This is a genomic window from Parasphingorhabdus sp. (assembly GCF_965233695.1).
Classification (GTDB): domain Bacteria; phylum Pseudomonadota; class Alphaproteobacteria; order Sphingomonadales; family Sphingomonadaceae; genus Parasphingorhabdus.
This window is the reverse complement of the sequence record NZ_OZ247497.1, coordinates 1879538-1906190: the sequence shown is the minus strand read 5'-3', so window position 1 is coordinate 1906190 and position 26653 is coordinate 1879538. Positions and strand designations below refer to the sequence as shown.

General features: G+C 53.6%; 28 protein-coding genes, 1 tRNA gene and 1 pseudogene. 15 read left to right on the top strand and 15 right to left on the bottom strand.

What is annotated here, in order from left to right; all coding sequences use genetic code 11:
- Positions 1-2 precede the first annotated feature (2 nt).
- On the bottom strand, positions 3-776 hold the full coding sequence (locus ACO6S1_RS09100) for an HpcH/HpaI aldolase family protein (RefSeq protein ID WP_422345991.1): 774 nt from the start codon (positions 774-776) through the stop codon (positions 3-5).
- A gap of 162 nt (positions 777-938) precedes the next feature.
- Here ACO6S1_RS09100 and ACO6S1_RS09095 point away from each other — a divergent pair, with 162 nt between their 5' ends.
- From ACO6S1_RS09095 to ACO6S1_RS09060, 8 genes are read left to right on the top strand one after another with little or no spacing between them, the layout of a single operon-like run.
- Entirely contained in the window at positions 939-1589 is a 651-nt protein-coding gene (locus ACO6S1_RS09095; protein WP_422345990.1) for a TetR/AcrR family transcriptional regulator, read from the top strand.
- A 2-nt stretch (positions 1590-1591) separates the two neighbouring features.
- Positions 1592-2476, top strand: a complete 885-nt coding sequence (locus tag ACO6S1_RS09090; protein WP_422345989.1) for a VOC family protein — start codon at positions 1592-1594, stop codon at positions 2474-2476.
- Positions 2473-3945 carry an aldehyde dehydrogenase gene (locus ACO6S1_RS09085; RefSeq protein ID WP_422345988.1) on the top strand — a complete coding sequence of 491 codons (1473 nt, stop codon included), beginning with the start codon at positions 2473-2475 and terminating at the stop codon, positions 3943-3945. Before ACO6S1_RS09090 ends, ACO6S1_RS09085 begins: the two co-directional genes overlap by 4 nt.
- Before the next feature lie 10 nt (positions 3946-3955).
- Complete coding sequence (locus ACO6S1_RS09080) at positions 3956-4813, top strand: fumarylacetoacetate hydrolase family protein (protein ID WP_422345987.1); 858 nt, start codon at positions 3956-3958, stop codon at positions 4811-4813.
- Positions 4814-4841: 28 nt separating this feature from the next.
- Positions 4842-6092 carry a cytochrome P450 gene (locus tag ACO6S1_RS09075; RefSeq protein ID WP_422345986.1) on the top strand — a complete coding sequence of 417 codons (1251 nt, stop codon included), beginning with the start codon at positions 4842-4844 and terminating at the stop codon, positions 6090-6092.
- A complete protein-coding gene (locus tag ACO6S1_RS09070) occupies positions 6092-6535 on the top strand; it encodes a PaaI family thioesterase (RefSeq protein ID WP_422345985.1) in 444 nt (147 codons plus the stop codon). Before ACO6S1_RS09075 ends, ACO6S1_RS09070 begins: the two co-directional genes overlap by 1 nt.
- Entirely contained in the window at positions 6535-6999 is a 465-nt protein-coding gene (locus ACO6S1_RS09065; protein WP_422345984.1) for a DUF3237 family protein, read from the top strand. Before ACO6S1_RS09070 ends, ACO6S1_RS09065 begins: the two co-directional genes overlap by 1 nt.
- Positions 6996-8255: a flavin-dependent oxidoreductase gene (locus ACO6S1_RS09060; protein WP_422345983.1), complete on the top strand. Its 1260-nt coding sequence runs from the start codon at positions 6996-6998 to the stop codon at positions 8253-8255. Before ACO6S1_RS09065 ends, ACO6S1_RS09060 begins: the two co-directional genes overlap by 4 nt.
- 223 nt (positions 8256-8478) lie before the next feature.
- Here ACO6S1_RS09060 and ACO6S1_RS09055 read toward each other — a convergent pair whose 3' ends face one another.
- The 5 genes from ACO6S1_RS09055 to ACO6S1_RS09035 all read right to left on the bottom strand — a co-directional run bounded on the left by ACO6S1_RS09055 (position 8479) and on the right by ACO6S1_RS09035 (position 12230).
- The gene (locus ACO6S1_RS09055) at positions 8479-9411 is read right to left on the bottom strand and encodes a DUF2493 domain-containing protein (RefSeq protein ID WP_422345982.1); all 933 of its coding nucleotides are present in this window, start codon (positions 9409-9411) and stop codon (positions 8479-8481) included.
- A 244-nt stretch (positions 9412-9655) separates the two neighbouring features.
- The gene (locus ACO6S1_RS09050; protein ID WP_422345981.1) at positions 9656-10393 is read right to left on the bottom strand and encodes an RES family NAD+ phosphorylase; all 738 of its coding nucleotides are present in this window, start codon (positions 10391-10393) and stop codon (positions 9656-9658) included.
- Positions 10365-10742, bottom strand: a complete 378-nt coding sequence (locus tag ACO6S1_RS09045; RefSeq protein WP_422345980.1) for an MbcA/ParS/Xre antitoxin family protein — start codon at positions 10740-10742, stop codon at positions 10365-10367. The genes ACO6S1_RS09050 and ACO6S1_RS09045 overlap by 29 nt, the downstream gene beginning before the upstream one ends.
- Positions 10743-10845: 103 nt before the next feature.
- Positions 10846-11271: a hypothetical protein gene (locus tag ACO6S1_RS09040; protein WP_422345979.1), complete on the bottom strand. Its 426-nt coding sequence runs from the start codon at positions 11269-11271 to the stop codon at positions 10846-10848.
- Between the two features lie 20 nt (positions 11272-11291).
- The gene (locus tag ACO6S1_RS09035) at positions 11292-12230 is read right to left on the bottom strand and encodes an ArdC family protein (RefSeq protein ID WP_422345978.1); all 939 of its coding nucleotides are present in this window, start codon (positions 12228-12230) and stop codon (positions 11292-11294) included.
- A gap of 131 nt (positions 12231-12361) precedes the next feature.
- On the opposite strand from ACO6S1_RS09035, the gene ACO6S1_RS09030 reads away from it, so the two are divergent.
- The gene (locus ACO6S1_RS09030; protein WP_422345977.1) at positions 12362-13528 is read left to right on the top strand and encodes an ATP-binding protein; all 1167 of its coding nucleotides are present in this window, start codon (positions 12362-12364) and stop codon (positions 13526-13528) included.
- 88 nt (positions 13529-13616) lie between these two features.
- On the opposite strand, the gene ACO6S1_RS09025 is transcribed toward ACO6S1_RS09030, so the two are convergent.
- The 3 genes from ACO6S1_RS09025 to ACO6S1_RS09015 all read right to left on the bottom strand — a co-directional run bounded on the left by ACO6S1_RS09025 (position 13617) and on the right by ACO6S1_RS09015 (position 20996).
- On the bottom strand, positions 13617-15596 hold the full coding sequence (locus ACO6S1_RS09025; protein ID WP_422345976.1) for a ParB/RepB/Spo0J family partition protein: 1980 nt from the start codon (positions 15594-15596) through the stop codon (positions 13617-13619).
- Positions 15597-15741: 145 nt separating this feature from the next.
- The gene (locus ACO6S1_RS09020; protein ID WP_422345975.1) at positions 15742-19989 is read right to left on the bottom strand and encodes a strawberry notch-like NTP hydrolase domain-containing protein; all 4248 of its coding nucleotides are present in this window, start codon (positions 19987-19989) and stop codon (positions 15742-15744) included.
- Between the two features lie 98 nt (positions 19990-20087).
- Positions 20088-20996: a DUF7146 domain-containing protein gene (locus tag ACO6S1_RS09015; RefSeq protein WP_422345974.1), complete on the bottom strand. Its 909-nt coding sequence runs from the start codon at positions 20994-20996 to the stop codon at positions 20088-20090.
- Positions 20997-21405: 409 nt separating this feature from the next.
- Here ACO6S1_RS09015 and ACO6S1_RS09010 point away from each other — a divergent pair.
- Positions 21406-21798: pseudogene (locus tag ACO6S1_RS09010) on the top strand (lytic transglycosylase domain-containing protein); the annotation flags it as partial.
- Between the two features lie 18 nt (positions 21799-21816).
- Positions 21817-22032 carry a DUF5818 domain-containing protein gene (locus tag ACO6S1_RS09005; protein WP_422345973.1) on the top strand — a complete coding sequence of 72 codons (216 nt, stop codon included), beginning with the start codon at positions 21817-21819 and terminating at the stop codon, positions 22030-22032.
- Between the two features lie 153 nt (positions 22033-22185).
- Here the strand turns inward: ACO6S1_RS09005 and ACO6S1_RS09000 are convergent.
- The 5 genes from ACO6S1_RS09000 to ACO6S1_RS08980 form a co-directional block, all read right to left on the bottom strand.
- Positions 22186-22262: transfer RNA gene (locus tag ACO6S1_RS09000), tRNA-Arg, on the bottom strand.
- A 41-nt stretch (positions 22263-22303) separates the two neighbouring features.
- A complete protein-coding gene (locus tag ACO6S1_RS08995) occupies positions 22304-22816 on the bottom strand; it encodes a DUF1178 family protein (RefSeq protein WP_422345972.1) in 513 nt (170 codons plus the stop codon).
- Complete coding sequence (locus ACO6S1_RS08990; RefSeq protein ID WP_422345971.1) at positions 22813-23649, bottom strand: carbon-nitrogen hydrolase family protein; 837 nt, start codon at positions 23647-23649, stop codon at positions 22813-22815. The genes ACO6S1_RS08995 and ACO6S1_RS08990 overlap by 4 nt, the downstream gene beginning before the upstream one ends.
- Positions 23650-23907, bottom strand: coding sequence for a glutaredoxin 3 (gene grxC / locus ACO6S1_RS08985; RefSeq protein WP_422345970.1), 258 nt, complete (start codon positions 23905-23907; stop codon positions 23650-23652).
- An 87-nt stretch (positions 23908-23994) separates the two neighbouring features.
- Positions 23995-24693 carry a ComF family protein gene (locus tag ACO6S1_RS08980; RefSeq protein WP_422346167.1) on the bottom strand — a complete coding sequence of 233 codons (699 nt, stop codon included), beginning with the start codon at positions 24691-24693 and terminating at the stop codon, positions 23995-23997.
- Between ACO6S1_RS08980 and ACO6S1_RS08975 the strand changes: the two genes are divergently transcribed.
- Both ACO6S1_RS08975 and ACO6S1_RS08970 read left to right on the top strand, forming a co-directional pair.
- Positions 24582-24920, top strand: coding sequence for a hypothetical protein (locus ACO6S1_RS08975; RefSeq protein WP_422346282.1), 339 nt, complete (start codon positions 24582-24584; stop codon positions 24918-24920). The genes ACO6S1_RS08980 and ACO6S1_RS08975 overlap by 112 nt on opposite strands.
- A complete protein-coding gene (locus ACO6S1_RS08970; RefSeq protein ID WP_422345969.1) occupies positions 24884-25639 on the top strand; it encodes a methyltransferase domain-containing protein in 756 nt (251 codons plus the stop codon). Before ACO6S1_RS08975 ends, ACO6S1_RS08970 begins: the two co-directional genes overlap by 37 nt.
- On the opposite strand, the gene mutT is transcribed toward ACO6S1_RS08970, so the two are convergent.
- Entirely contained in the window at positions 25640-26050 is a 411-nt protein-coding gene (gene mutT, locus ACO6S1_RS08965; RefSeq protein ID WP_422346166.1) for an 8-oxo-dGTP diphosphatase MutT, read from the bottom strand.
- An 83-nt stretch (positions 26051-26133) separates the two neighbouring features.
- Between mutT and ACO6S1_RS08960 the strand changes: the two genes are divergently transcribed.
- Positions 26134-26316 carry a Flp family type IVb pilin gene (locus ACO6S1_RS08960; protein ID WP_422345968.1) on the top strand — a complete coding sequence of 61 codons (183 nt, stop codon included), beginning with the start codon at positions 26134-26136 and terminating at the stop codon, positions 26314-26316.
- 114 nt (positions 26317-26430) lie between these two features.
- On the top strand, positions 26431-26595 hold the full coding sequence (locus tag ACO6S1_RS08955; RefSeq protein WP_422345967.1) for a Flp family type IVb pilin: 165 nt from the start codon (positions 26431-26433) through the stop codon (positions 26593-26595).
- The last annotated feature ends 58 nt before the right edge of the window (positions 26596-26653 follow it).

Genomic DNA, 26653 nt, shown 5'->3' with positions numbered 1-26653 from the left:
TGTTATTCTGTCGCTGAAATCCGGCTCCGGGTGTCAGCGACGCTTGCGCGGCCTGCCATGATGAAATTCAGATCGCCGACGAGCGTTATCAGGCGGAAACCAAGTCCGGCCATTCGTTCGGCAAAGGCTGGGCTGGCAGAATGAATGCCAGCGACAAGCCCCTGTTTCTGACAGGCAGCTGCGATCCGTTTGTAGGCATCAATCATATGCTGCTCGTCTTTGTCATATCCTGCCGTACCACCTAGTTCGAGTGACAGATCGGAGGGGCCGACATAAAGGCCGTCGAGGTCGGGTGTCGCCGCAATGGCGTCGACATTTTCCAGACCTTCCTTCGTTTCGATCATCGCGAATTTGAGAATCTGCTGATTGGCATTCGCGCCATAGTCAAAGCCCGAATAAAAGATCGCGCGCGTCGGTCCGGAGCTGCGTGTTCCATCTGGCGGGTATTGGCAGGCTCTTACGAAAGCGGCCGCTTCGTCGGCTGAATTCACCAGTGGGCAGATCACTCCCATAGCTCCGGCATCAAGTGCCTGCCCGATCAACACCGAATCATTAGCGGCGATTCGAACCATCGGTGTGACTTCAGTCGTCGAAATGGCACGAAGCATATCGACCATTTCTGTAGAGCCGATAATCCCGTGCTGGGCGTCGATAGTGTAGCAATCCCAGCCGAGTGAAACCATTGCTTCGGCCAGCATGGCACCTGGGAAAACCGACCAGCCATTCAGCAGTGTTCCCCCGTTAGCTAATATCTCGCGAGCCTTTATGCTTCGCACATCCTTCTCCCGTATAATGAGTCACATCAATATCATTGCTCATTTTCTGATTAAATAAGGCTTAGATTAGCGTGACTTTAAGTTCAACATAAAAATGACTATACTCATTATTCTTGACAATGCCACCCGATTCTCTTTATCTCCTTGGCCAAGGAGAGTGAAATGGGTCAGGCAGCAACTGGGCGCCGTCAGCAGAACAAGCTGGAAAAGCGCGCCCGAATCACAGCTGCCGCGCGTGCGCTGTTTACCCACAAGGGTTACGAAGCCACGACGACTCAGGAAATTGCGGAAGCTGCCGGCGTGGCGGCGGGCACGATTTTCATCTATGCCAAGACCAAGGAAGCGCTGCTCACTTTGGTCTTTCACGACGAGATCATGGACCTTGTGGTAAGCGCCCATGCTGAAGCAAAAGATCTTCCGCTGGTTGCGGACAGGATTATCGCCTTCCTCGATTGTCTTGTACGCTATCACGAACGAGACATCGAATTGGCGCGAGTGCTGATCCGTCAACTTGGTTCGGCTGTAAGTGATGATCAAAAGGAAATTGCGGCCCAACCACTTACCACTGTTCTCGCTCGGCTTACCCTTTTGATCGAAGCTGCAAAAGCCGACGGGCAAGTTGATCCGGTGCATCCTTCGTTCGTCGCCGCGCGGGTGCTTTTTGGCATCTACTATCTGCATTTGGGCGGTTTTTTGAACGGCCACATCACTCGTCAGCAATTCGATCGCAACTTGCGGCAAGATGTAGGTCTGTTTCTGACAGGCCTCGCGGCACCAGACGCGAATGAAACGATGGGTGGGGAAAAGTCATGATCATGAACGGAATAACAGAATTGGGATATGTCCGGCTTGGGGTTTCCAGCCTTGCCGATTGGCGGCATTTTGCCGGAGAATTGCTTGGCTTGGAGGTATGCGAGACAGCAGATCCCGCGAAGCTGCTGCTGCGGACGGACCTTTGGCACAACCGTATCATATTGGAAGAAAATAGCGGCGATGACATTCTGGCGGCGGGATTGCGGGTTGCTGGCGAAGCGGAGTTTAACGGACTTCTCGAGAAACTGGCGACGGAGGGTGTTTCCTTTGAAGTCGCAGACAAGGCCGATGCCGAGGCAAATAATGTTCTAGCAATGGCGCGGCTTTCAGATCCGAATGATCTTGCATTGGAAATCTTTCACGGGCCGCGCGTCGACACGCACCGCCCATTTTATCCGGGTCGAGGCATGTTTGGTCATTTCGTTACGGGTGATGGCGGCTTTGGCCACATGATGCTGTCGCGAGGCGATCTGTCCGCATTGGCGAAATTCTATACGTTGCTCGGGATGCGCGGCGGCATCGAATATAAGGTGCCGATCCCCACCGGAGAGACGCTGGAATTGCTTTTCCTGCATTGCAACCAGCGCGACCACACGTTGTCCTTCGGAATGCCCGGCAAGCGTCGCCTTGATCATCTGATGCTCGAAGTAAGCACGCTGGACGATGTCTTTCTAACTTATGAGCGCCTCACCCAGGCCAATATCGACATCGCGATTACGCCCGGCAAGCACGCCAACGACCAGATGTTCTCTTTCTACTGCATTTCGCCATCCGGCTTTCAGGTTGAAATTGGTTGGGGTCCAAGGACCGCCTCGCATCAGAGCGAATATTATGCGGTCGACACTTTTGGCCACGATTTTACTCCAGCAGGGATGCCGACATTATGAGCAAAGAACAGACAGTCCGTCCCGCCCGGCATTATATAAATGGTAGTTTTCGCGATTCTGCCGATGGCGGTGTTTTCGATGTCGTGAACCCGGCCACCGAAGAAGTCATCACCGTCGCGGCGCGTGGGCAAGTTGCCGATATCGATTCTGCTGTCGATGCAGCGCGTGGGGCGTTTGACGATGGTGCATGGTCGCGGGCGCCAGCCGCCTTTCGGCGCAAGACCCTGTTCAAGGCAGCAGATCTTCTGGAGGCGCGATCCGACGAGATCATGCACCTGCAGACGCTGGAGATGGGCGGACCAATCGGGCCGCCTCACCCGGGTCCGCATCCGCTGGTTGAACGCTCGGCCTGGAATCTGCGCTTCTTTGCCGAGGAGCAAGAACTCGCAGGAGAGCGCGCATATAATCGCGACGACAATCTGCTGACCTATACGATGAGCGATGCCGCCGGTGTGTTCGGGTTGATTACCCCGTGGAATTCGCCGCTGATGCTCTCCACCTGGAAGATGGCACCTTGCCTCGCCTATGGCAATTCGGCGGTGCACAAGCCATCCGAGCTTTCGCCGCTGTCGATGGGGGTTTTGTGCGAAGTGTTCGAGGAAGCCGGAATGCCCGCCGGGGTCTATAACGTCGTGCTTGGTCATGGCCGTGAAGCAGGCGCACCGTTGGTTGAGCATCCTGATGTGCTTGGTGTTTCGTTCACTGGCTCTCCGGCCACCGCCAAGGATATTGCAGGCCGTGCCGCCCCCACCCTAAAGCGCACCTCGTTTGAGCTGGGCGGTAAATCCGCCAATATCATATTTGCCGATGCTGACCTGAAGAAAGCTATCCCGTCCGCTGCGATGGGCATTTTCATGAACAGCGGTCAGGCCTGTATTGCCGGTTCGCGCATTTTGGTGCAGCGGTCAATTTACGACGATTTTCTCAAAGCGTTCACTGAAGTGGCTGCCGCATGGACGCCTGGTAATCCGTTGGATAGGACTACTCGTATGGGTCCTTTGGTCTCGAAGGGCCAGTATGACCGGGTGATGGGATATCTGGATATTGCGCGGGATGAAGGCCGGATCTTGTTTGGTGGCGGTCGTCCGGAAGGCTTGGACAAGGGCTATTTTGTCGAGCCTACCGCCATTGTCGACGCCAGCCCCGACGCCCGCATCTCTCAGGAGGAAATTTTTGGCCCAGTTGGTGTCATCATCCCGTTTGACGATGCCGACGACGCGCTGCGCATCGCCAATAATTCCGACTTCGGACTGGCTGGTTATATCTGGACCGGTTCGCAAGACACCGCACATTATATGAGCCACCGCCTCGAAACCGGAATGATCTGGATCAATACCGGCTTCAATCGCGATCTGCGTCAGCCCTTTGGCGGCGTCAAAGAAAGCGGCCTGGGCCGTGAAGGTGGCGAGCTCAGCCGGCATTTTTACACAACGACGCGCTTTGCGTCCTTCCCGCTAACCCCCCGCTAAGGAGATGATCATGAATGTTTTGGAAGGTGAGCGCTTTGAGCAACGCCGCATCCTCTGTGACGGGCGTCCAGAATGGACGACGGTCGAGGGCGACGAACTCAAGCTTATGGACGGGCGACTGATAGCCGAGAGTGATGCCATTTACCTGCCACCTTGTGATCCCACCAAGATCATTTGCATCCACCTCAATTTTGACTCTCGTCGCGTCGAATTTCGTGCGCCCGAATTGACCACGCCGACCTATTTCATGAAACCGACGACGGCTCTGAACAGCCACCGCGGACTGCTCCACCGTCCAGCGGATTGCCAGTATATCAATTATGAGGGCGAGATTGCCGCGATCATCGGTCGCCCGATGAAGAATGTCGGGCCGGAAGACGCGTGGGATTATATCGCCGGATTTGCGCCAGCCAATGACGTTGGCTGTCATGATTACCGTGACACCGACGCAGGTGGCATGACGCGGGTAAAGGGCATGGACGGTTTCTGCCCCCTCGGACCCGGCATCGTGCGCGGGATTGATATCCGGCAGTCGGTTTTGCGCACATATCTGAACGGCAAAGTCGTTCAGGAAGATGCCGTGAAAGACATGACCTTTCCTATCAATTACCAACTGGCTGACCTGAGCCGCCACATAACATTATTGCCGGGCGATATCATATTGACGGGGACCCCGGCCAATTCGCGACCGATGCAATTGGGCGACGTCGTTGAAGTTGAAGTGACCGGAGTTGGCAGGCTTCAGAACCGCGTCGCCGAAATTCCGGCTCCTTCCCATCAGATTGGACACCAGCCGACGAATACTGATGCGGTTACCCGCGTCGCACTTGGCGGCGACTGGTGGGCAGCTCAGGATAAAAAACAGTAGCAAATTCAGCTTTTGGGAGAGAATTAAGATGACCGTTTCCACCTTGCCCGACAACATCCTCGATCCCGATATCTTTTCTGCTGGAAAGGGACCGCCTCACGCCCTGTTCGCCAAATGGCGTGAGACCGATCCGGTGCACTGGAATTCATCTAACCCGGATTACGCAACAACCATGCCCGGTACAACGGAAACTACGGGTTTCTGGGTGCTAACCCGGTACAAGGATGTTTCCGATGTTTCGATGGATCAGGAACGGTTTAGTTCATACGAAGCGGGTATCGTGGTGTGGAATTTCGACGGTGAAGAGCTGGAACGACAGCGCAACAACTTCATGGCGATGAAGCCTGCTGACCATAAAGCCGTCAAACGCGTCATCATGCCGCCCTTCATGCCCAAGGCGCTGAATAATATGGCACCACAGATTGATCGACTTGCAACCGAAATTGTGGATTCAGTTGCCCAGCGCGGAGAATGCGAATTTGTGTTTGACGTCGCATCACGCCTGCCGATTTATACTTTCTGCGAATTAATGGGCATTCCTGAGCATTATCGCGATAAGGTCGCCGATTATGGCAACGCATTGGCCGATGCGGAAACGCGCTCCAGCCACTCACTCGATCCCGCAATTGGCCTGTTCGCGATCGCCCAGGAACTCACCGAGGAAAAGCGGCACAATCCGGATGACCGACTGATGAGCGCCATGGTCAACGACACCACGCTCAACCTCGATCCGATGCAGATCAACCAGTTCTTTTTGGTCTTTGCGATGGCAGGCCACGAGACCACGCGCTCCACCGCAGCGCATTTCATCAATTTGATGGCGCGGAACCCGGACCAATATGACATTTTGCGAAGCGATTTAAATGCGCATATCGACAACGCCATCGACGAAGTGCTGCGCTATACTTCAACCACCACGAACTTTTGCCGAACCGCAATGGTAGATACAGAAATTGGCGGACAGCCGGTCAAAAAGGGTGACAAGATATATCTGTCATACGCTGCCGCCAATCGCGATCCGGACCAGTTCGAAGAGCCTAACAGTTTCGATATCAACAGAAACAATGCAAAACGGCACCTGGCATTTGGGGTTGGTCCGCATGTCTGTGTCGGTGCACGCCTCGCCCGGATGCAGTTACGCGCACTGATCACGGAAATCGTTACCCGCTTGCCCGACATCCGCCCTTCAGAGGAACCCGAATGGCTCCGTTCGGTCTGGTTTAATGCGATCATCTCCATGCCTGTTCAGTTCACGCCCGAACAGTCGAAATCCACCTGATGGGAGAAGCCACAATCTGGCACGAGGGAGAGGTCGATATAGCGACCTTGAATCAGCGCGAGCAGGATTCTCTTTCCAGCCATCTCGGCATTGAAGTGGTCGCCGCTGGCCCTGATTGGGTGCGAGCACGGATGCCAGTCGACCGCCGGACGCGCCAAATTCACGGACGCCTCCACGGAGGTGCTTCGGTCGCGCTGTGCGAGACGGCAGGATCCATTGCGGCAAATCTCACGCTCGACCCTTCACAATCAATTGCGGTCGGGCTGGAAATCAACGCCAACCATGTGCGTCCGGTAAAATCCGGCTTCGTTGAGGCGAAAGCCCAAGCGGAATCATTAGGACGAACAACCCAGATATGGGGCATCCGGGTTGAGGATGAAAATGGCAAACTGGTGTGCCTGTCCCGGCTTACCATGGCGGTGATCCCGTTGGAGCGAAAATAGTGGCACAACATGGCTTCGGACTTTCGATTGAACCATTCATGCGTCTGGAGATTGAGGTCGCGCAACCGCTAAATGCCAGTGTTGTTCACGGGATAGCCCGGCGGTGCATACCGATCATCGGAGGGACAGTATCGGGCCGATATCAGGGCACCATCCTTCCCGGCGGCGCCGACTGGCAGGAAATTGCCCCCGACGGCACATTGGAAATTTCGGCGCGCTACGTTCTCGAATTCACTGAAGGCAGGGTCGAAGTTACATCGAATGGCATTCGTTACGGGTCACAAGCTGTTTTGCAGAAGCTGGCTCGGGGCGAGCCGGTGGATCCAATCGATTATTATTTTCGCACTGCAATCCGGTTTCGAACCGACGGTGAAGCGCTCGTCCACCTGAACAACCGGCTGGCAATTTCTGACGGCGAGCGGATCGGCTCACAAGTGCGACTAAATATTCACGAGGTAGAATGACCATGCACGTAGCAATCATTGGCGGGGGCATTGTCGGACTGGTTTCAGCACTCAGCCTTGATGCCGTCGGCATAAAATCAACGGTTTACGAAGCCGTTACCGAGCCCGCACCGCTTGGCGTCGGGATCAATCTGTTGCCCCATGCCGTGCGGGAACTGGCTGAATTGGGGTTGCTCGAGGAATTGCTCGAAATCGGCGTCGCTATCGATGACCTGCATTATCTCACTTCCGATGGCCAGCCGGTCTGGCATGAGCCGCGCGGACTTTCTGCCGGCTATCGCTGGCCACAAATTTCAATCCATCGCGGTGACTTTCAGATGTTCCTGCTCGAGAAGGTTCGGCAACGGCTCGGCGATGATGCTGTCCATATGGGGCAGGAGTTTGTTGCTCTGAAGCAAGAAAGCGGACCAGCTCGCGCACTCCTTCGCGACCGGCGGTCAGGACAGGAACACGAAATCGAAGCCGACCTTATCCTCGGCGCCGACGGCATCCACTCGGCGGTCCGGCGTCATTTCTATCCGGATGAAGGGGAACCGAAATGGAATGGCATCACGCTCTGGAGAGCAACCTCGCCGGTCGAGGGGCCGCTTGGCAATGCGATGCTTTGGACGGGTTGGTCCGGTCAGAAATTCGTCGCTTACCCAATCGGCAATGACCCGAAAACCGGAGAACCGAGACTGAACTGGATTTGTGATGTCAAGGTGACGGATGATGGCGCCGCGCCGCCCCGTGACTGGAACCGCGTTGGCAACCGCGAGGACTTTCTGCCTCTATTTTCCCAATGGAAATGGTCTGAAGTAGACGTGCCCGCGATCGTCGAGCAATCGGGGCAAATATACGAATTCCCAATGGTTGACCGAGATCCGCTTCCCCGCTGGACCTTCGGCAGTGTAACGCTGGCTGGCGATGCTGCGCATCCGATGTATCCGATAGGTTCCAACGGCGCGACACAGGGCATACTCGATGCGCGAACCATTGCCTTCCACCTGGCGACCGCGCCCAGCGTAGACGAGGCTTTGGCCCGCTACGAAGACGACCGCCGCGAAGCCACCGCTCGCATTGTCCTGATGAACCGCCAGCAAGGCCCCGACCGTGTTCTTGATATTGCGAAAGAAAGATTGGGTGACTCCGGAAAAGACCTGGAAGCCGTCTTCCCGCATTCGGAGCGAGCCGAGATAGCCGACGGCTACAAACGCCTCGCTGGTTTCGATCCTAACATTTTGAACGAACGCGACAGCTTGTCGGTAGGACGCTAACAAGAAAGAAACCGTTTTTGGCGACTTGTTGATCAAGCGAATACATTCAAAGTCCGTTTTCGGATCGTTGCTGACCCAATGTCAATGCCCGCTTTGGGGCGTGAACTGAACGACTGCTTTCGCATTTGAGCGTTGTACAAGCGGACTGACCGCTATCGGCCCAATATCCGCCAACCGGATGATGGCGGACAACTGGACCAGTTAACTAGCCTATCGACCTTTCTTAACTGGGACATCTACCAAGCGGTCCGCGGCGATCAACGACAGTGATCCGGCGTGATTTTGCCTCAATCACAAGGCGTTCCAACACTCCGTTTCCGGGAAATGCGATCACATAGCGAGGTCTTAGTCCAAGCATTTGCTCGTTGCGCTTGAACCCGGCTCGTGCGCCCAGTCGGCGATCCAGTGAAAAGGTAAGCTGCGCGACGCCGCGACGCTCAGCCCAAGATGCGGCTAGACCGTCAGCACCTTTGCCATCGCCGCCGTGGACCAGCACCATGTCAGCAACAGAGTTATGCACCTTGTCGAGTGTGGCCCAGACATTGTTGGCAAAACTCTTCGCATCTTCGGTGCTGTCTTGCTTGGTGCGGCCACCAGCAAAGATGATTGGCGTACCCTCGGGCATCAGCGCTTTGCGTCTGGACTGGCTGCGTGCTTTCAGAAAGTCACGGCCCTGAATGACGGCAGAGGTCAGCATCGCCCCGTGATTGGCTCGGGAACTGGAAACCGGCTTCCAGGAGCTATGCGTTTCATCGAGGTAGAGCGCTGCTGCAACTTCACGCATTTCTTCAAATGCGATCATGGAAGCTTCTGCCGCTTGCGCGCGTTCAATCTGCTCTTCCAAGTTGCTGGTATGCACTTCTGATCCATCTGCGGATGCGATGAGTGCCCGAACTTCATCCGATGCACGGTCAAGCTGCGCTGATTTACGCTGCGCTGCGCGGTGGAACAGATTGACGAAGCCCCATCCAATATCTTCAGCGTCGGCTTCAAGAGCGGTATCGGTAAAGACAGCAAACAAATCCGACCAAACAGCTTTAAGTGTCTGCGAGATAGCATCCTGAGCTGGAAAATCCGAAGATGTGAATGGGGAATTGCTGATTGTGAGACCGGAAAGGTCAAGACCAGCGAGTTGTTGCTTGAATATATTGTCCATGATGTTCTCCTGATATGCGGGAGATGTGCGGCACCTTGCCGCTTTATCCCGCAAGAGCCCGAAAGGACCGTCAGGGCGCATGACGCACCGCCGACAGGCGGGGAACCTCGCGAGACAAGGCTGGCGCGGGCCACACGGGCCGCAGTCCTCGCGGGGTTGCGTCAAAGCCCTGATGGTCCAGGGCCTCTCTTGCGCAGGAGAAAAAGCGGTCAGTTGCTCCGGCGACAAGCAGGAGATTATGGGATCAATGTCCAGGCGATCTTGGCAGCCCGAAAATCTCCGGTTCAAAGGCGTAGCTTCCCCCGCCCGGAAAAGCCGCAATGGCGTTCAGTCGCCCCTGCTCAAAACGGAAATGCCAGGTCTGGCGATAATCCGGTGTCTTCCCGGCGAATATGGACGGGTCAAATATCGCGCTATTATATCCAGCATCCGGATCTCGCACCGAGACTGTGCGGATAAGCTGCACATCTGCTTTGCGAGCAACGTCGGCAAAATCCTGACAGGCTTTGTAATCATCCAGATGCATCCAGTCTGATGCCCGCGCGTCAAATGGCGGCCTGGAAAGATCAACTGCGCGTGAGGTCGAAACAGCAACGGAAAAACTCAGATGCTCGCTGGTCCGGTTGCCTGGCACAAAATCCGGTGACCGGCTGAAAAAGCGCAATCGCCAATAGGCGGTCTCTGCAATCGCTGTGGCTTCGGCCTCGCTGGCGTAGAATATGCCGGGACGCTCGTTCGCCCGCCGGAACCGGCTTGGGCTTTTATGACCGTATCGAAAGGGTGAAGCGAGAAGATAATGCAGACCTTGTGCAGACTTGGGAAGGTCCGGCTTTGCTTCTTCGGCAAGCTCTTCAAGGCGTACCTGATCTTCGAAGTTTTCCGCCAGACGATTGGTCGATATCCGGTGCTGCGCTTCAACCACCCGCCAAACGGTTTTGCGGTAGCGGCGAAATTCAGACGCGAGCGCGGTGGGCGTCCACATAGTCACATACCGTCAAAAGTCCCTTGAAACTGTCGATAAGATCAATCGGCCGCGCTTCAAGATCAAGATTATGCGATGCGAGCCAGGATTTGGCTGCATCATCATCACTGCCCATGAGCGCGTCCAGACTGCGGAACAGGCGCACGAGAAATTGCCCGGCTTCAAAAGATTTGGAGGCAGGATCAAGAAATGTCTTCCCCGAACGAAGCCGGGAAATGGTTGCTTCGGATAATCCCAGAACTGAACTCAGTTTGACATTGCTCAAACCCCAAAATGCTGCGATTTTACTGATCGCAGAGGTCAGCAACTTGTCATCATTTTCTTTAACACTCGGCGCACGACTGGCCACTGACGTTCCTTTCCTATGAATGATTTACTCTATATACTTTCATTTGCAATATTGCAAGTTTAAACCCGATGACCCGATGACCCGATGACCCGATGATGTCGGTTCATACCGCTTGAACAGCCTCATAAATAGCTTCGCCATTGGAAAACCTGCCAACGCAGCGGTATTCGCTAAATATTTCCAGAAACCGGGTTTCGACTTGGGCGATCCAGCGGTCAGTTCGTCCGGTCCGGGAGCAATTCATATCACTGTCCCAGTAACGATCATCATCGCGCGCCACCAGCCAGATAGCAGCGAGGGAGCCATATAAGGAAACACCCAAATCAGCATAGGCATTGCGCAGCAAGATACGGTCCTCGCGGCCGCGCCATCCTTCATGGCTTTTTAACGACGGAAAAGCATGGCTTGCGCAATATGTGACAAATTCCACCAATTCCTCATAGATCCAATCCCAGTCGTCGTCGTTTTCGCATTCAAGCGCGCGATATGCGACAATAGCGCCGGTGGGATAGCTGACACTGCGTCCCATGATATTTCTCCTCGGTTAGATTATGCGGCATCGGCCAAGTCGCTACGCCCAGCGTCAAACTCACCGGCCTCATGGCCTCCGAGGCGCAGGAGCATGTTTGAGGCTTCCTCCGCCCGCGCTGCAGCGGTGAGCATTGCTCGGTCGTCTTTTTTGAGCAACTTGAGCCAATGCGCGATGTAGCTCGCGTGACTATCAAGATGGGAAACTGGCAGCCCCAGTTCAGCACCCAAAATCGCACTTGAAAGTTCAGCTACCAACTCTTCTGCAGCATAGGCGGCGCTGCCAAAACGGTTTTTGAGATCGCGGTCCAGACGAGATTTATGTCCTGTCCAATGCGAGAGTTCATGGGCCAATGTTGCATAAAAATGGTCATAGCCATCGAATAGAGACGCTGGCGGCATTGTGATGCGATCGGGTAAAGGTTCATAAAAGGCCGAACTGCCCTGCTCCCGTATTTTGGCACCGATTTTCTCAAAAAATGCATCGAAAGCTGCTTCACGTCCTTCGGGTTCAACATCCTGGATGTCGGTCTCAGGATAATAGCGTTCGGGCAATCCATCGCACTGGTCTGCATTGAAAATGGCATAGGATTTGAGAACGCGGCGGGTTTCTTCCTGCGTTTCACCATGATCCGCTGCTTCGACTTCTTTGGTGTAGCTTTTGTAGAATATGGCGATGGACGATTTTTCGCTTTTGCGAACCTGACCGCCAAGCTCTGCGCATTGCCGGTAGGTCATCCAGTATGGAGCGCTATAGCCGTTTTCTTGCGCCATCATCCAAAGCCAGAAGACATTCATCCCGCGATAGGGCGTGCCGCAACTGCGCAAGGGCCGTGAGACTGGAAGTCCTCTCCAAGGCTGGATCCAGGGTTTTGTTCCAGCTTCCAGTTTTCCAATGATCGCGGCGGTGATCCTTGCGGCTGGCGATATCTTCGGTGAGCGATATGATCTTTTGGGCATGTGTATTCTCCTGAATATATCCAGCAAAAATTGCCGGATCAGACAGGCCCAAGCCCCCTCTCCTCTCTCATCAGGAAGTCAGACTAACAATATAACTTGCAATTCTGGAACTGTACTCCATAAATGCAAGGATGATTAACCGCCGAATCCACGATATTTTGCTCGAAAGACTGGATGAAAGTCCAGCAGTAGCCTTACTTGGGCCGCGTCAGGTGGGTAAAACGACTCTAGCGCAGAAAATTGGTGAAAGCGGCCCATCCATCTATCTTGATCTGGAATCGGATGCTGACCGGTCCCGATTAAGAGAACCGGAGCTTTATCTTGGCAATCATGAGGACAAGCTTGTAATCCTCGACGAAGTTCACCGTGTTCCGGATCTTTTCCAGAACTTGCGCGGATTGATCGACAAAGGACGTAAAAAAGGAAGGCGCACAGGCCGGTTCCTCTTGTTAGGGTCAGCATCTCTGGATCTGATGCGCCAGTCGGGTGAAAGCCTGGCCGGCCGTATTTCCTATCTGGAAATGCGTCCACTTGACCCGCTGGAAGTTAATCCGGATGATTTGAACGCACTTTGGGTAAGGGGCGGATTCCCGGACAGTTATCTTGCCAAAAACAATCAGACGAGCCTGCGCTGGCGCAGGGATTTTATCCGTAGCTATCTGGAGCGTGACATCCCGCAACTGGGGCCGAGAATTGCCGCTGAGACACTCAGGCGTTTCTGGGTCATGCTCGCGCATCATCAGTCCGGCCTGTTAAATGCTGCCGACTTCGCAAGGTCATTGGGAGTCGATGGAAAAACGGTTGCATCCTATCTCGACTTGATGGTTGATTTGCTGCTCGTTCGGCGTCTTGAGCCCTGGCACAATAATGCTGGCAAAAGACTGGTCAAATCTCCGCGTGTCTATGTCCGTGATAGCGGCATTGTTCACGCGCTACTGGGCATAGACAGTCTCGAAGCCCTGCTTGGCCATCCGGTCGCCGGAGCCAGCTGGGAAGGGTATGTTATTGAAAGCCTGATCGCTGCCGCACCCGAAGCAACGCTGGCTAATTTCTATCGCACGTCGGCAGGAGCAGAAATCGACCTGCTTCTGACGCTGCCCACAGGCAAACGATGGGCGATAGAGATCAAGCGCAGTTTGACTCCAAAATTGGAAAGAGGCTTTTATAACGCTTGTGATGACATACAGCCGGATCGGAAACTTGTCATATATCCAGGGTCCGAAAGTTATCCCCATTCCGCGGACATTGAAATTGCATCACTGTTGGAAGTAGCCCGTCAACTGGCCGCGGCTCGGTAATCGCCAATTATGAGATTTACGCGAAAAGAAGCGGCTTGCCTCGAGAGGCAAGCCGCTTCAGCCAGAAGACCACCTGTCAGGAGGAGGATCAGGCAGCCTTATCGGCTATCTCTGGAATATCTTCTGATGCGCCAGCTTCCGAAGCTTCATCTTCTAAAACTTCATCAACCGCTAGCGGATCAGCAAAGCGCATTGCATCTGGAATCCACCCCGTAGCGGCTTGTTTGACTTCAGCCTCTGCAATGAAGTTTCCTGAGAAGATGCGCTCGGCCGTTGCTGCAAGATCGGTTTTTTTGGATGCGCCGTAGCGGTTTGAAAGTTCTCGGCCTCCAACTTCTTCCATGCCGCCAAGCGTTTTGGCCTTGGGTACACGGTCAAAATAGTTGGCCGCAGTCGGACGCCACCAAGCCGCCATATCGATTTCCAAGATACCGCCCAGATAATCGTGCAGTGAAACTTGCCGGTCGCCTTCAACATTCAGGCTTGCAACCAGCGTTCGCGAGACTACATGGCCGAGCCACGCACTGCGCGCTTCATCACTCATTGCCCGAAATGCCACAAAACGCTCAACATCAGTAGTGCCAGCTTTCCAGCTTTCATCCAGCGATCCGCGCAATTCCGCCAGGGCTGCACTTGCCGGTGCGTCCTTTGCTTCAAAATTATGCGCCGGGCCATTTGCAACAGGGCCCTTGAGCGTCGATGCCTCCTGTGCCCGCCAGTCATGGCTGTCGCTATCCGCAAGCGTGAAGATCATAAAATCGAGCGCGAGCGCCGGATCGCTGGCCACATGAAGCGACAAGACATCGCGCCGCTGCATCGCCAGTTCATCGACAAGGCGTTTCGAAAGCGCTGCGCGCTTGGGTTTGGCGGCCTCGCCTTCCTCGACCAGCTCAACGCCCTCATCTTCGTGCCCGACATCAGCCTTGTTCGTATAATATTGCGGAACCAATGTTGGTACCCCGTCATTGCCAAGCGCCAGAAAAGCGCCAGCTTCGCTGCGAAGCTCATCTGCCAGAACTGGCTTGCGATCATTGAGTAAGCGCATTTCCTGTTCGATTTCCGACACTCGTTTCTCGGCTGCGAAAACGTCATCTTCGCTGCTGTCTTCATTTTCGAGGATGACAGCTTCGCCGTCATATTCGATTTCCAGTTCAGACAGACGCGCGATGGCTTCCTCACCAAGCGGTTCGAGCTCGGTAGGAAGCCGGTTCAAGCCTTCGACAAGCTCATGCGAGACATAACAATCAAGCGTCGGTTTTACCCAGGCGAGACCATGCTGGTCTTTGATCTCATCGGCCCGCCATTCCATTTTCTCAGCGGCGAGACGTTCAAGAAGAGAAACGTCAACCCAGCTTTCACTTTCATCATCATCGAAGAGTTCCCGGTCGATTTTGCCGCCTGCCTCGAGATAAGCATCGCGTCCAACCAGGATAGCGCGGGGATCGCTGGCCCGGACGCTGGCATCGAGAACCATGCGCCGGATGCTGTCAGGTGTAATTTGATAATAAGCTCCCGAGACTTCCTCGAACACCTGGGCCTGACGTTCGACATCCGAGGTCGCGCCGTAAGCTTTTGCAATATCAAGCGTGATGTCGCCGCTTGCCAAAGCCTCAAAAACCACTGGTGCAAGTTTGGCGAGCCGCAAACGCCCTTCGACAAAACGAACAGTCTGACCAAAGCGAATGGCAACATCTTCAACACTTGCGCCCTCATTCACAATATCCTGAAACGCTTCGGCTTCATCGGCTGGATTGAGTTTTACCCGCTGGAAATTCTCAGCCAGACTGATTTCGCGGATCTCATGCGCTTCGCCATTTTTGACCAGACATGTGATCGGCTCGGTCTTCTTAATCGCTTTGTCCTTGGCAAGAGCCTTCAACTGTTTAAGACGCCTACCACCTGCCGTGACCTCAAATTTGCCGCGGGCTATCGCGTTGACGACCAGGTTTTGCAATAATCCTCGCGCTGCAATATCCGCCTTCAGCCATGCATCGGCTGCGGGATCAGACCGCTTGCGGACATTTTTCTTGGATTCAACGAGTTTGTTGAGTGGAATAGATTTGAACATTTTTAACTCCTGAAGAAACGAACCAACGATTTTCGGCGACCATCGCCAAAACCGGGTTCAAAAGAGCCAAGCCTCCTCCCCTCTTATTCTTAGAGATCCCGCGTTCGCTTTCTGGTGGTTTGAGATTGAGGGAGAACGACAGCGCTCAGGCAGTCAGTTTCTCCAGTATCTGCGCTGCTTCATTGACCGGCACGAATAGGCGCGTGCGGTAGCGGATAATCTCGGTGAAACAGCCTTTGGATTTATACCAGACGAGCCGCTGGGCTGAAAAGCCCGTCAGTTCCAGTCGCTGGCTGCCATTGACCAGTGAGCGTTTGGCCATAAGGTCATCATGGCTTTGAACGGAAAACGGCTTGCCGCTTTGCATCACCATTTCCGCAATCCGGGAAGGATTTATTGTCTGGCTCATGTCGAGACCAAAGGCGCGAGCAAGATCTGCCATATCAAGTTCGGAAATTTCGCGGCCAATGATTGAACGCCCGTCGTGTGCTGCAATACGGGTGACACGGACAAACTCTCCTGGAATTTTATTCCAGACTGGCAAGAGCAATCCGGTGGCAAGATGGACGCGTTCATGGGCCGTTTCTGACGCGGCCTGTTCTTCCTCATCCAGCCAGCGTTGTCGGAAGCTTTTGAAATCGACCTGCTCCCAGAGGCTTTCCGACAATGCTTCGAGTGTCCAGTTTACCGTTTTTAGCGGCCTGATCAGCCGGCGACGTTCGATTGTCTCGCCCTCATCGGTAATCATACGCCGGGTGGGAACAGAAAGGGCGACACCCCCGGAGCGCGCATTGCGTAATAATTGAACTTGCGGCAGGCTGAAATCGTAAAGCTTGTAAAGCCGCTTGAAGCGAAGCGGTTTGAGCGGGCGCTGTGTTTCCAACGTCACAAGATGCGTGGTTGCCCCAGAGACGCTATCCGTTCGGAGCAGCTTGTCCGACACAATTTCAAATCTATCAACCGCAATGGTTTCCACGCCCATATCCAAAGTTCCCGCTTCACGCGCCGCTTCGACGCGGGCTTCGATCAGCGACAGATATTCATCAAATATTGCATTCTGCAAAGCGATGGGCAGTGCCAATATCCGGTTTAGCCAGCGCTGGATGGTTGGCAGTTTTTCAGCCAGATCACCATCGGGTGTTTCAAGCTTAAGGCCCGTGACATCCTGAAAACGGTCCAGTGATACGGCCTCCAACTTGCCTGCATAGAGCAGGTGGAACCAGCTAGTGAGCGCGTCGCGGGCATATTCGCTTTCAAGATTATCAGCCGGATTAAACAGGTTTTGCCCGCCGGTCTGCCTTTGGCCGCGGGTCAATGCGCCAAGGCTATCGAGCCGCCGGGCGATGGTGGAGATAAAACGCCGTTCGCCTTTGACGTCAGTGGTTACGGGCCGAAAGAGCGGCGCGGACGCTTGATTGGTGCGGTTGGTGCGTCCCAGACCCTGTATAGCATTGTCGGCCCGCCAGCCCGGTTCAAGCAAGAAATGCACGCGACGTTGCTGGTTTTGCACATCAAGATCAGCATGGTAGGACCGGCCAGTCCCGCCTGCATCGGAAAATATCAGCACGCGCTTCTCGCCGTCCATGAAACTCTGGGCTTCGATTAAGTTCGACCGCGCCGTGCGGCGTTCAACGCGTTGACGTCCGTCGCTGCCATTTACCAGCCTGCGGGTCCGACCCGTCACTTCGGCAACATGGTCTGTTCCAAAACGTTCAATTACCGCATCAAGCGCCGCCCAAATAGGCGGTAGCGCGCAAAGCTTTTCAATCATCGCGTCTCTTGCCTGAACCGCGCGCGGGCAAAGCACCGGATGGCCTTCCGAAGTGGACATAGGTTCTGATCGCAAGTTGCCGTCATCATCGCGGAACACCTGCATCAAACGGACCGGAAAACTTTTGGCCAGATAATCAATGACATATTCGCGCGGGGACAAGTCGATATCAAGCTGTTCGCGTTCTTCAGCGCTCAGATCGGCAAGCCTGCGGTTGAGCATGGCCTCGGCGGTTGATACCAGCTGCACAACGGCGGAATGTCCCTCTTCCAATGCCTGTTCGATCGCTGGGAGCAGGCTGGGAAGTTTCATGGACAAAAGCAGCTGCGCGAAAAAGCGCTGTTTGGTACCTTCGAATATCGAAAGCGCCGCCGCCTTGGCATTTCGGTTAAGCGTATCACCGCTATCCTCATCAACGATCCGCGTGGCTTCGAGCGCGGCCTCGAGATTTTTGTGAATAATCGCCCATGCCCCGGCATAATTATCATAAACCGATATCTGCTCTGTGGTAAGTTCATGCTCGAGAAGTTCATATTCAACGCCCGCAAAGGACAAGGCGCGGGCGAGATAAAGCCCCTGGGATTTAAGATCGCGCACAACCAGTTCCATCGCAGAAATACCGCCGGCGCGGATATCGCTTAGAAACTTATCATAATTTGGAAAGGCGGTTTCCGGTCCCCAAAGACCAAGGCGCGCCGCATAACCAAGGTTTGCGATATCCGAAGCTCCAGTTGCCGATGCATATAATACCCGCGCGCGGGGAAGAAGATTTTGGAGCCGCAGACCCGCAATGCCCTGTTCGGATCCTTTGATCTTACCGCGGCTTCCCGTTCCTCCTAATGCATTCGCCATAGCATGGGCTTCATCAAAGGCGATGACGCCATCAAATTCCTCGCCTGCCCATCCCAATATTTGATCAAGCCTTGTCGTATCCATCCGGCCCGACCGCAGCGTTGGATAGGTAACGAATAAAATCCCGCCTGACATTGAAACCGGTCTTCCCAGCTTCCAGCCCGATAGCGACTGGATATCAAGCGGTAGCCCGCCAAGGGCTGACCAGTCCCGGCGGGCGTCCTCGAGCAAGGTCTCGTTCTTTGTTATCCAGATATGGCGGCAATGGCCTTGCAGCCAACGGTCCATGATGACGCTGGCAATCTCGCGGCCCTTGCCTGCCCCGGTTCCGTCCCCGAGAAAGAAGCCCGTGCGGTAGCGAAATCCCTCTTCGGACGGTTCCAGCCCGGAGCCTTTGTTGATCGGTCTGTAAGTACCGGGAAGATCGCGGGCGAAGGCATTGACTGCGTAGATGAGCGTTTCGCACTGCGCATCGGAAAGAAGCTGTTTCTCCCGCCAGCCCATCGGAACCACCGGCTGATGCTGCGGGACCGGCGCAGCAACCGACCCCATCGCCACCGATTCAACCAGCGGGGTCGGATGAATGGGAGCCTTTGCGATAGCTATCCTGCTTGGCCGATAGGCAAGATAAATGCCCTTTTGCTCCGGTGTTGGCGCAGCATCTTCGAGCACCTCAAAGATGAGTTTTTCGGATATTTGCGTGCCGCCCAGGGGCTTTGCAACCGGAGCGACAGGGCGTTTCGAACGATTGCTCAATACCAGCGCGAGCGGCTTTGCATTGGACCTGGAAGTTTGCGCAGTTGGTTTGGAGGTAGCGCGGGCGGGCAAAGCACAGCAGGCTCTGTACAAACCCTCAAAACCAGAGATGTCGATTGGCTCTACGCATTGCTCGGAAGTGGTCTTGTCGATGACAACGAGACGCACCGTTATGCCGGTTCCCCGGCGTGCAAAAGATCGTATGATACGCGCGTCGAGACGAAGCGCACAAGATGCCGGTTCGCTTTTGGCAAATTTGGCGGCGCTGAATCCATCAGGCATGATCGCTACAAGCCGGCCACCCACCGCCAGACGCCGCCATGCAGAACGCAAGTGCCGCAGGGCTGAACGACCATCTTTTCCGCGTTCGGCGCTACGCGCAAATGGCGGGTTCATAAGAACAAGATTTGGATTGTGACGGGATGGAAGCAACTCATTGATCAGCTCGCCATCGTGCGCGGAGAGTGCAGCGCTTGGAAACAGCTCACTTAGACACGCACTGCGCAGGTCGTCGACTTCATTGAGGATCAGCTTCGCGCCAACAAGATGCGGCCAAATGGCAAGAATTCCCGTTCCGGCAGATGGCTCGAGTACGATATCTTCGGGCTTTATGCCCGCTGCCAAAGCCATAGCCCAGGCAAGCCGGGTGGGCGTTGAAAACTGCTGGAGGGCAATCTGGTCATCATGCCGGTTATGTTGTGGAGGAAACGCTTGCTCGAGGGCCACGAAGCATTTCTCGGCTTCAGCAAAATCGGAATTGAGGGAAATACTAAGATGCTCGCGAAGCCATAGCAGCTCAGCCAACTCGATGGCACAGCCGGACATTTTTACCGACCAACCATCCGCTGCATCGCTGCTACCGGTGAGTTTGTGGAATATCGCATTGATGTCTTTTCGTGTGACTTGGGAACTTGTCTCCAGACGACCTGCTATTTCGTGAGCGGCCTTGATTACTATTTCGCTTGCCTGATCCTGTGTATCGCCGAGTTGCAACTGCGCATTTTGTAGAGTCATAATGACTTTCCTCCGTTAGGCACGGCCAGACCTCAGACGGCCTTCTCGTGCATAATCAGGGAAAAGCCCCCTTTCCTCTGGGTCACAGGCGGAGGGTGTTAGGTGATTGCCACATTTGCTCGAAACAGTTCGTTATTCCAGTCATCACCGCGTCGGCCAGGCCGGCGCGCTATAATGGACCGGCCAGGCATCTGGAAATGTTCACGGGCTTTGGCTTCGGCAAGGTCGCCGCCAGCGTCGTGATCCACGAAGAGATGAAGCTGCTTCACGCTTTCCGGGATGGTCACGATCCCGAAGCGCTCATTGCCCAATGTTGCCCAGGTCGAGATGCCGGTAAGCTGGGCCGCGGACATGGCGCTTTCTGTGCCTTCCGCTAATCCCAGAACTCCATTTTTGGGCGCAAAAAGACGCACCGCTCCAGTACCGAGCGATCCCAGCGCGCGCTTGGGTTTTACAAAATCAGCCTGGCCTGAACCATCGGGAAGCAGAAAAGTCCGGTGAATGGCCATAATATGCGCATCGGTCCGCACCGCTGCCAGCATAGCCGGTAGAAAACGGACATGGCCTTTAGGACCGAGAGGCGTGCGTACGAGGAAGCGTAACTCAGGGGAAGTCATATCAATCAGCCGCGTTTCGAGATAAGTCCGCGCAATAGTTCCTTGCAGGAGCTCAGCCTGCCGCCAGAGCCGCTGAGCATTGGCGCTCGGTTTTATCTCTTTAGTTGGCGCGGGAGGAATTGAAATCGAGCTTCCGCTGAACAGACTGCGGGCGGGCACACCTTGGCGCTCAAAACCCGCAATCACGTCTTTTTGTGGACAGCCCGCGAAACAGTGAAAAAGAATCGCGTTTCGGCCGATACTGACCCCAAGTGACGGCGTATTATCGTCATGTGCCGGGCAGCAGCACATTCCTTTGCTATTTTTCCAATAGCCTGAAAATTTTTCACAAATCTGTCTGGCAGTATTCTCGAGGGATGATGTGGGATTAGTTTGGACGTTACGGGACATTTCGGAGTTCCTTGCATCTGCGCCAGTTCTCCCCTTCCCGGCAGCCTCCCCTCTCAAACATGTAAGAAAACACTTTCCTACAGCTATATGTTCTATTTATGTTCTCATCCGATTCGATGCAAGATGGATATGAATTTTGGCAAGAAAACACTCAATAGGACTGCTTACAATTGCGCTGTGTTCAAGCGTAGCTTGGGCGCAGGATGTGAGTTTACAAGGAAGCAATACCCCCACTGAACGGGAATCTCTGGATCAACCGGCAAGTGAAAAACCCCTGTTCCAGTTGTTTCAGCATGGAATGTGGCAGCCGGCAAAACAGCTAAAGCCGGTGACTAGAGCACCGACAAATCATGAAGATACCAGATCCAATCTACAACCGAGAAAACTAACAGGACTAGGCCGATCGGTCTCGTCTAGGCGGTCTACTTACCTGAGCTCCATCAGGGCGGCCGAAAGAAAACACGCCCTTCCCTTTGGGTTGCTCGACGCTCTAATTTGGCAGGAATCGCGATACAATCCGATGGCCGTTAGTCCAGCTGGTGCAGGCGGACTGACGCAGTTGATGCCTGGAACCGCGTCTGACCTTGGCGTGAAAAATCGGTTCAATCCCGTTGCAAATATTGATGGAGGAGCAAGGTATCTCAAGCAAATGCTGGATAAGTTTGGGGGAATTCACTTGGCGCTTGCAGCATATAATGCCGGACCGAATGCGGTGCAGCGAGCCAAAGGTATTCCTCGGTACCGGGAAACACAGAATTACGTGAAGAAGGTTCTTACACGCTGGACAGAATCGCGGCTGTAGGACAGAGAACGGTAAATTATGAACCATTCAAACTCAAACCGTCTTCGGCTGACTGGCAAACTCATCAAGGGATCACGGCACTACGTGCTGCAGTGTGAAGATGAGACGATGTGGCGCTTGAATTTTCAAGATCTGGATATGCCAGAAGAGAATAAAGATGTTATAATTGAAGGTTTCAAGACCGGAATCGATGCTGTTGACGTTGATTGGGTTGGGCCTAAGCACGCGCGCTGAAGTTCATACATTCAGCAATATGTCGGGTTACAAATGTCCCGCGGTATCTATCCAATTCCCAATCAGTACTTTTCAAGAATTTGGAAAAATGTTACCCCGAATGTTACCCAGGAGCAGAACTTGAAAATCTGGAGAAGCTAAGTCATTGAAAAATGGTGCGCCCGACAGGATTCGAACCTGTGGCCCCCAGATTAGGAATCTGATGCTCTATCCGACTGAGCTACGGGCGCTTGTCCGGCTTTTTAGCTGCTGCATAGCTGATAGACCAGCGTCAATTTTGCGTTTTTGGCGGGGTAACCGGCAAAGGTAGCGGCATTAGTTCTATCCCTTCTTCCTGCAACTCAGTGACTTCGTCTGCAGACGCTGTGCCATGAATTGCAGTCGCATCCTTTTCACCATAGTGAATGGCTCTGGCCTGTTCGGGGAAATCTGTACCCACCCATTTTGACTTTTCCAAAATCTTCGCCTGCGTTTTGGCGATCTTTTCAACCAGCTCAACATATTCTGGTGGAACGGTAACCACATTCTGTGGCGGCTGGGCTTCGCCCATCACATCACGCCGGTCCGGTTTTCCCGTCTTCGGAGGGGTTGGCTCCGGTCCGGATCGTCGATTGGCTTTGATGCCGACATTTGGCGCCATCACTGCTTTGTCAACTGCTCCCGCTCCGCAGGTTGGGCAGCTAATCAAGCCAGCCGAATGTTGACTTTCATAATCACGCGACGAGCCAAACCATCCCTCAAACCGGTGTCCGCCATCGCGGCAGATAAGATCAAAAACTATCATAAGGGATCCTTTGGGAAAGCGAATGTCCGGCGATTGGTGATCGCTGGAACACGGCTTCGTATCTTTGCAACATCATTCAAGTCAATATCACACAGGCCGACGCCAGTTTCGGTTCCCATTTCCAGCAAAACGTCGCCCCACGGATCAATTACCATGGAATGTCCATAAGTTGCACGACCATCTTGATGTGCACCCGATTGTGCCGCTGCAACAACAAAAACCCCTGCTTCAATGGCGCGTGCGCGCAGCAATATTTCCCAATGCGCCTTGCCTGTCGGCACCGTAAACGCCGCTGGTATCGACAGAATATCGGCACCAGCATCGGTTAGTGCCGTGTAGAGAGTAGGAAATCGAAGATCGTAGCAGATCGATAGACCAAGCGTTGCCTGTCCTACCGGAGCAACGATGGCTTTTGAACCACCTTGATATGCAGCGGATTCTCGCCATTTTTCACCCGTTTCAAGATCAACGTCGAAAAGGTGAATTTTATCATAGCGTGCCACGATATTTCCCAGAGGGTCGATCAGAAAGGATCGATTCACCCACTTATTCTCATCATCAACAGCCTTCAGAGCCAGGGAGCCGATGGCAACCCATATTTTCTGACGGGCAGCTGATCTCTGGGCTTCTTGCAATACCGGATCGTCCTGCTCAATTCTGATATGGGTTGCTGCTCGACTCCTGTCGCGGTCAAGCAATCCCGTCATTTCAGGAGTGAAAATAATATCAGCGCCCTGCGCCGCCGCTTCATCTACGCAATCCCTTATGACCCGTGCGTTAGCGTCAGGGTCTATGCCACTGCACATTTGGGCCAAGGCGATACGGCTTACCAATTATCCAGCCAATAGCGCGTCCAGTTTTCCTGCATCATCCAAAAATGCAAGATCATCCGAACCGCCAATATGACTACCATTGATAAAAATCTGGGGCACCGTTGTGCGCCCGCCAGCTCGCTGGATCATCTCCTCACGCTTCGCACCGCCCATCGTGATATCCGTCTCCTCAAATTCTACGCCTTTTTCTTTCAGGAGCGATTTCGCTCGAAAACAATATCCGCATGTGAATTTGGTGTAAATTTCGACCTGAGCCATAGCAGCATTCCATTTTTCTCGGTTAGCTTGCAGATGGTGCTAATTGACCGATAAATCAACTCTGTCGGCCCATGATCACCATTTTAGTCAGGACTGATCATAGCCTGTCAATACTCTTGACCAACAGAAAACCAGCACCTTTGCTGCTCCAGATTGTTTGAGCAGCTTGGCACAGGCGTCTGCGGTGGCGCCCGTTGTGTAAACGTCATCCACCAATATGATCGTTTTTCCTGACAATTGCGGTTTTGCATCTATTGAAATTTCAAAGACCTTGTTAACGACAGCACGGCGCTGTTTTGCGGACATATGTCGCAATGGCGGCGTAGCCTTTTTGCGGGTAAGAATCTCGCCTTTAATCGCCAGGCCACTCTGTCTGGAAAGCGCCTTCCCAATAAGCACCGACTGATTGAAACCCCGCGACCATAAGCGCCAGCGATGCAGCGGAACTGGAATGATAAGCGCATCTGACGGTATTTCGTCCAAAAACCGCAACATATGCCGCCCGATCAGTTCTGCCACACCCAGTCGCGCGCCATATTTCAGCCGTAGAGGTAACAGGCTGCTTTTCTCGTCATATCCAACTACCGCACGCACACCGTCATGATTTGGCTTTTTCTTTAAGCAAGACACGCACTGCGCGCCTTCCCCTTGAGCGAAGGCAAACGGCCGACCGCATGAAGCGCACCACGGTTCGTTCAGAAAGTCCAGGTTTTGCCAGCATGGCAGGCAAAAACGATTGTCCGCATCTACAATTACACCGCATATCGGGCAGCGTGGCGGCAGCACAAAATCAGAAACTGTTTTCAGCACACCCGACAAAAATCTCATTAGTTCTTGTCGCCCGTTCTTCGCAAAGGCACAAGACCATATGCACCACAAACCAGAGCCAAGAGAGTTGTTTGATCGCAAGCGAAGACGTCGCTTCCGTGATCGCGCTTTTCAAAGAACCCAAGGGACTGATTTTATCGGAAAAATCATGTCAGAGGAAATACTGGACAGGCTGTCTCTGGTAAAACGGGATTTCCAAAAATGCCTCTTGATCGGACAGGCCAGCCATTCGCTGCGCCCCGCACTAAAAAATATAGGCATCGAAACTATAGCCGCAGACGCCGGCTTTGATTCGGTCGCAGCGGTTCAGGGCATTCAATGCGATGAAGATCGCCTGCCCTTTGCGGACCATAGCTTTGATCTAATAATCAATATCGCCACTCTAGACGGAGTGAACGATCTGCCCGGTGCATTGGCTCTTTCTCGGCGTATCTTGAAACCAGATGGATTGTTACTGGCATCATTTATCGGTGCAGAGAGTTTGACGACGCTCAAATCAACATTGATGCAGGCTGAATCCGATCAGGTTGCGCCACACGTCCATCCGCAAATCGATATCAGGACAATGGGTGATCTTGTTTCGCGCGTTGGTCTGGCGCTGCCCGTTATTGACAGTGATGGCTTGAACTTGCGCTACAGCAGATTCGGCAAACTCATCGATGACATCAGAGATATTGGCGGTGGCAACATTCTGCATGGTGCGAATCGTCCGCTATCGAAAACTGTTTATGGTCGCGCATTACAGATTTTTCAGGGCCAGGCCGATACCGACGGAAAAATCACGGAGCATTTTGAGTTGATATATCTCTGCGGCTGGGCACCGCATCCTGATCAACCCGTGGCAGCACGCCGGGGTAGCGGTCAGGTATCTCTTCGAACAGCGCTGAACAAACCTGAGACCTGATCATAGGGCTATAAGCAATTTTTCGACCAGCGGATGATCGGCGGGAGGCATATCAAGATATCGTAAATCCTGTGCAGGAAGCCATTTGATATCTGGTGACTCGATGTTTTTTGCCTCGCCAGTCCATTGATGGCACGTATACAGCAATAGCAGCAGGTGTTTGTCGTCAAGCGCCTCACTGGCAAATGCAATTGGGCTTAATGATCCCGTTTCCACCGATACACCAAGCTCCTCTTTCAATTCGCGCACGAGTGCAGCCTCAGGCGTTTCACCCGCTTCGACCTTGCCTCCGGGAAACTCCCAGAGACCCGCCATAGGCTTTCCGTTCGGTCGCTTCTGTACCAGAATATTATCATTCTCATCGACCAGAGCGGCGGCAACCACAAACAGATATGTCGGATTATTTTCCATTTTTTTTTGCGATGTAAGGATTTTGTTAATCCCTTTCTGTGAAACACGGATCGTTCGCAACCTAACAGAACTTTTAAAGCGTTATGAGGGGTATAATGGACCAACTAAAAAAATTATATCGCTCGGAACAGGGGGCGACGGCTGTTGAATATGGTTTGATTTTGGCATTGATCTCTATTGCTACAATTGTCGCAATAAGTGGTGTGGCAAATACAACCGGTAATATGTGGAATGACGTTGCCGATGAGGTAGTTTCAAATTCCTAAACCGCCGTCGCATGTTAAACAATTTTAAAGGTTTCTAGCATAGTGTTTTGAATATCGGCCCGAAATTTGGGTTTGATTGGGTAAGTGAAGTTTGTCAAATATAGGAGACCAGACATGAAACTCGTACGTAAAATGTTTAAGAACGAAGAAGGCGCAACGGCTATTGAATATGGTTTGATTGCTGCTCTGATCGCTGTTGCAGCTATTGTTGCAATGGGTCAGCTGGGTAACACCCTGAGCAACACCTTCAACGAAGTTGAAGAAGAAATGGCTGGTTAATCTTCGGATTAATTAGGAAATTTGGGACGGCAGCCTGCAAAGGCTGCCGTCTTTTTTT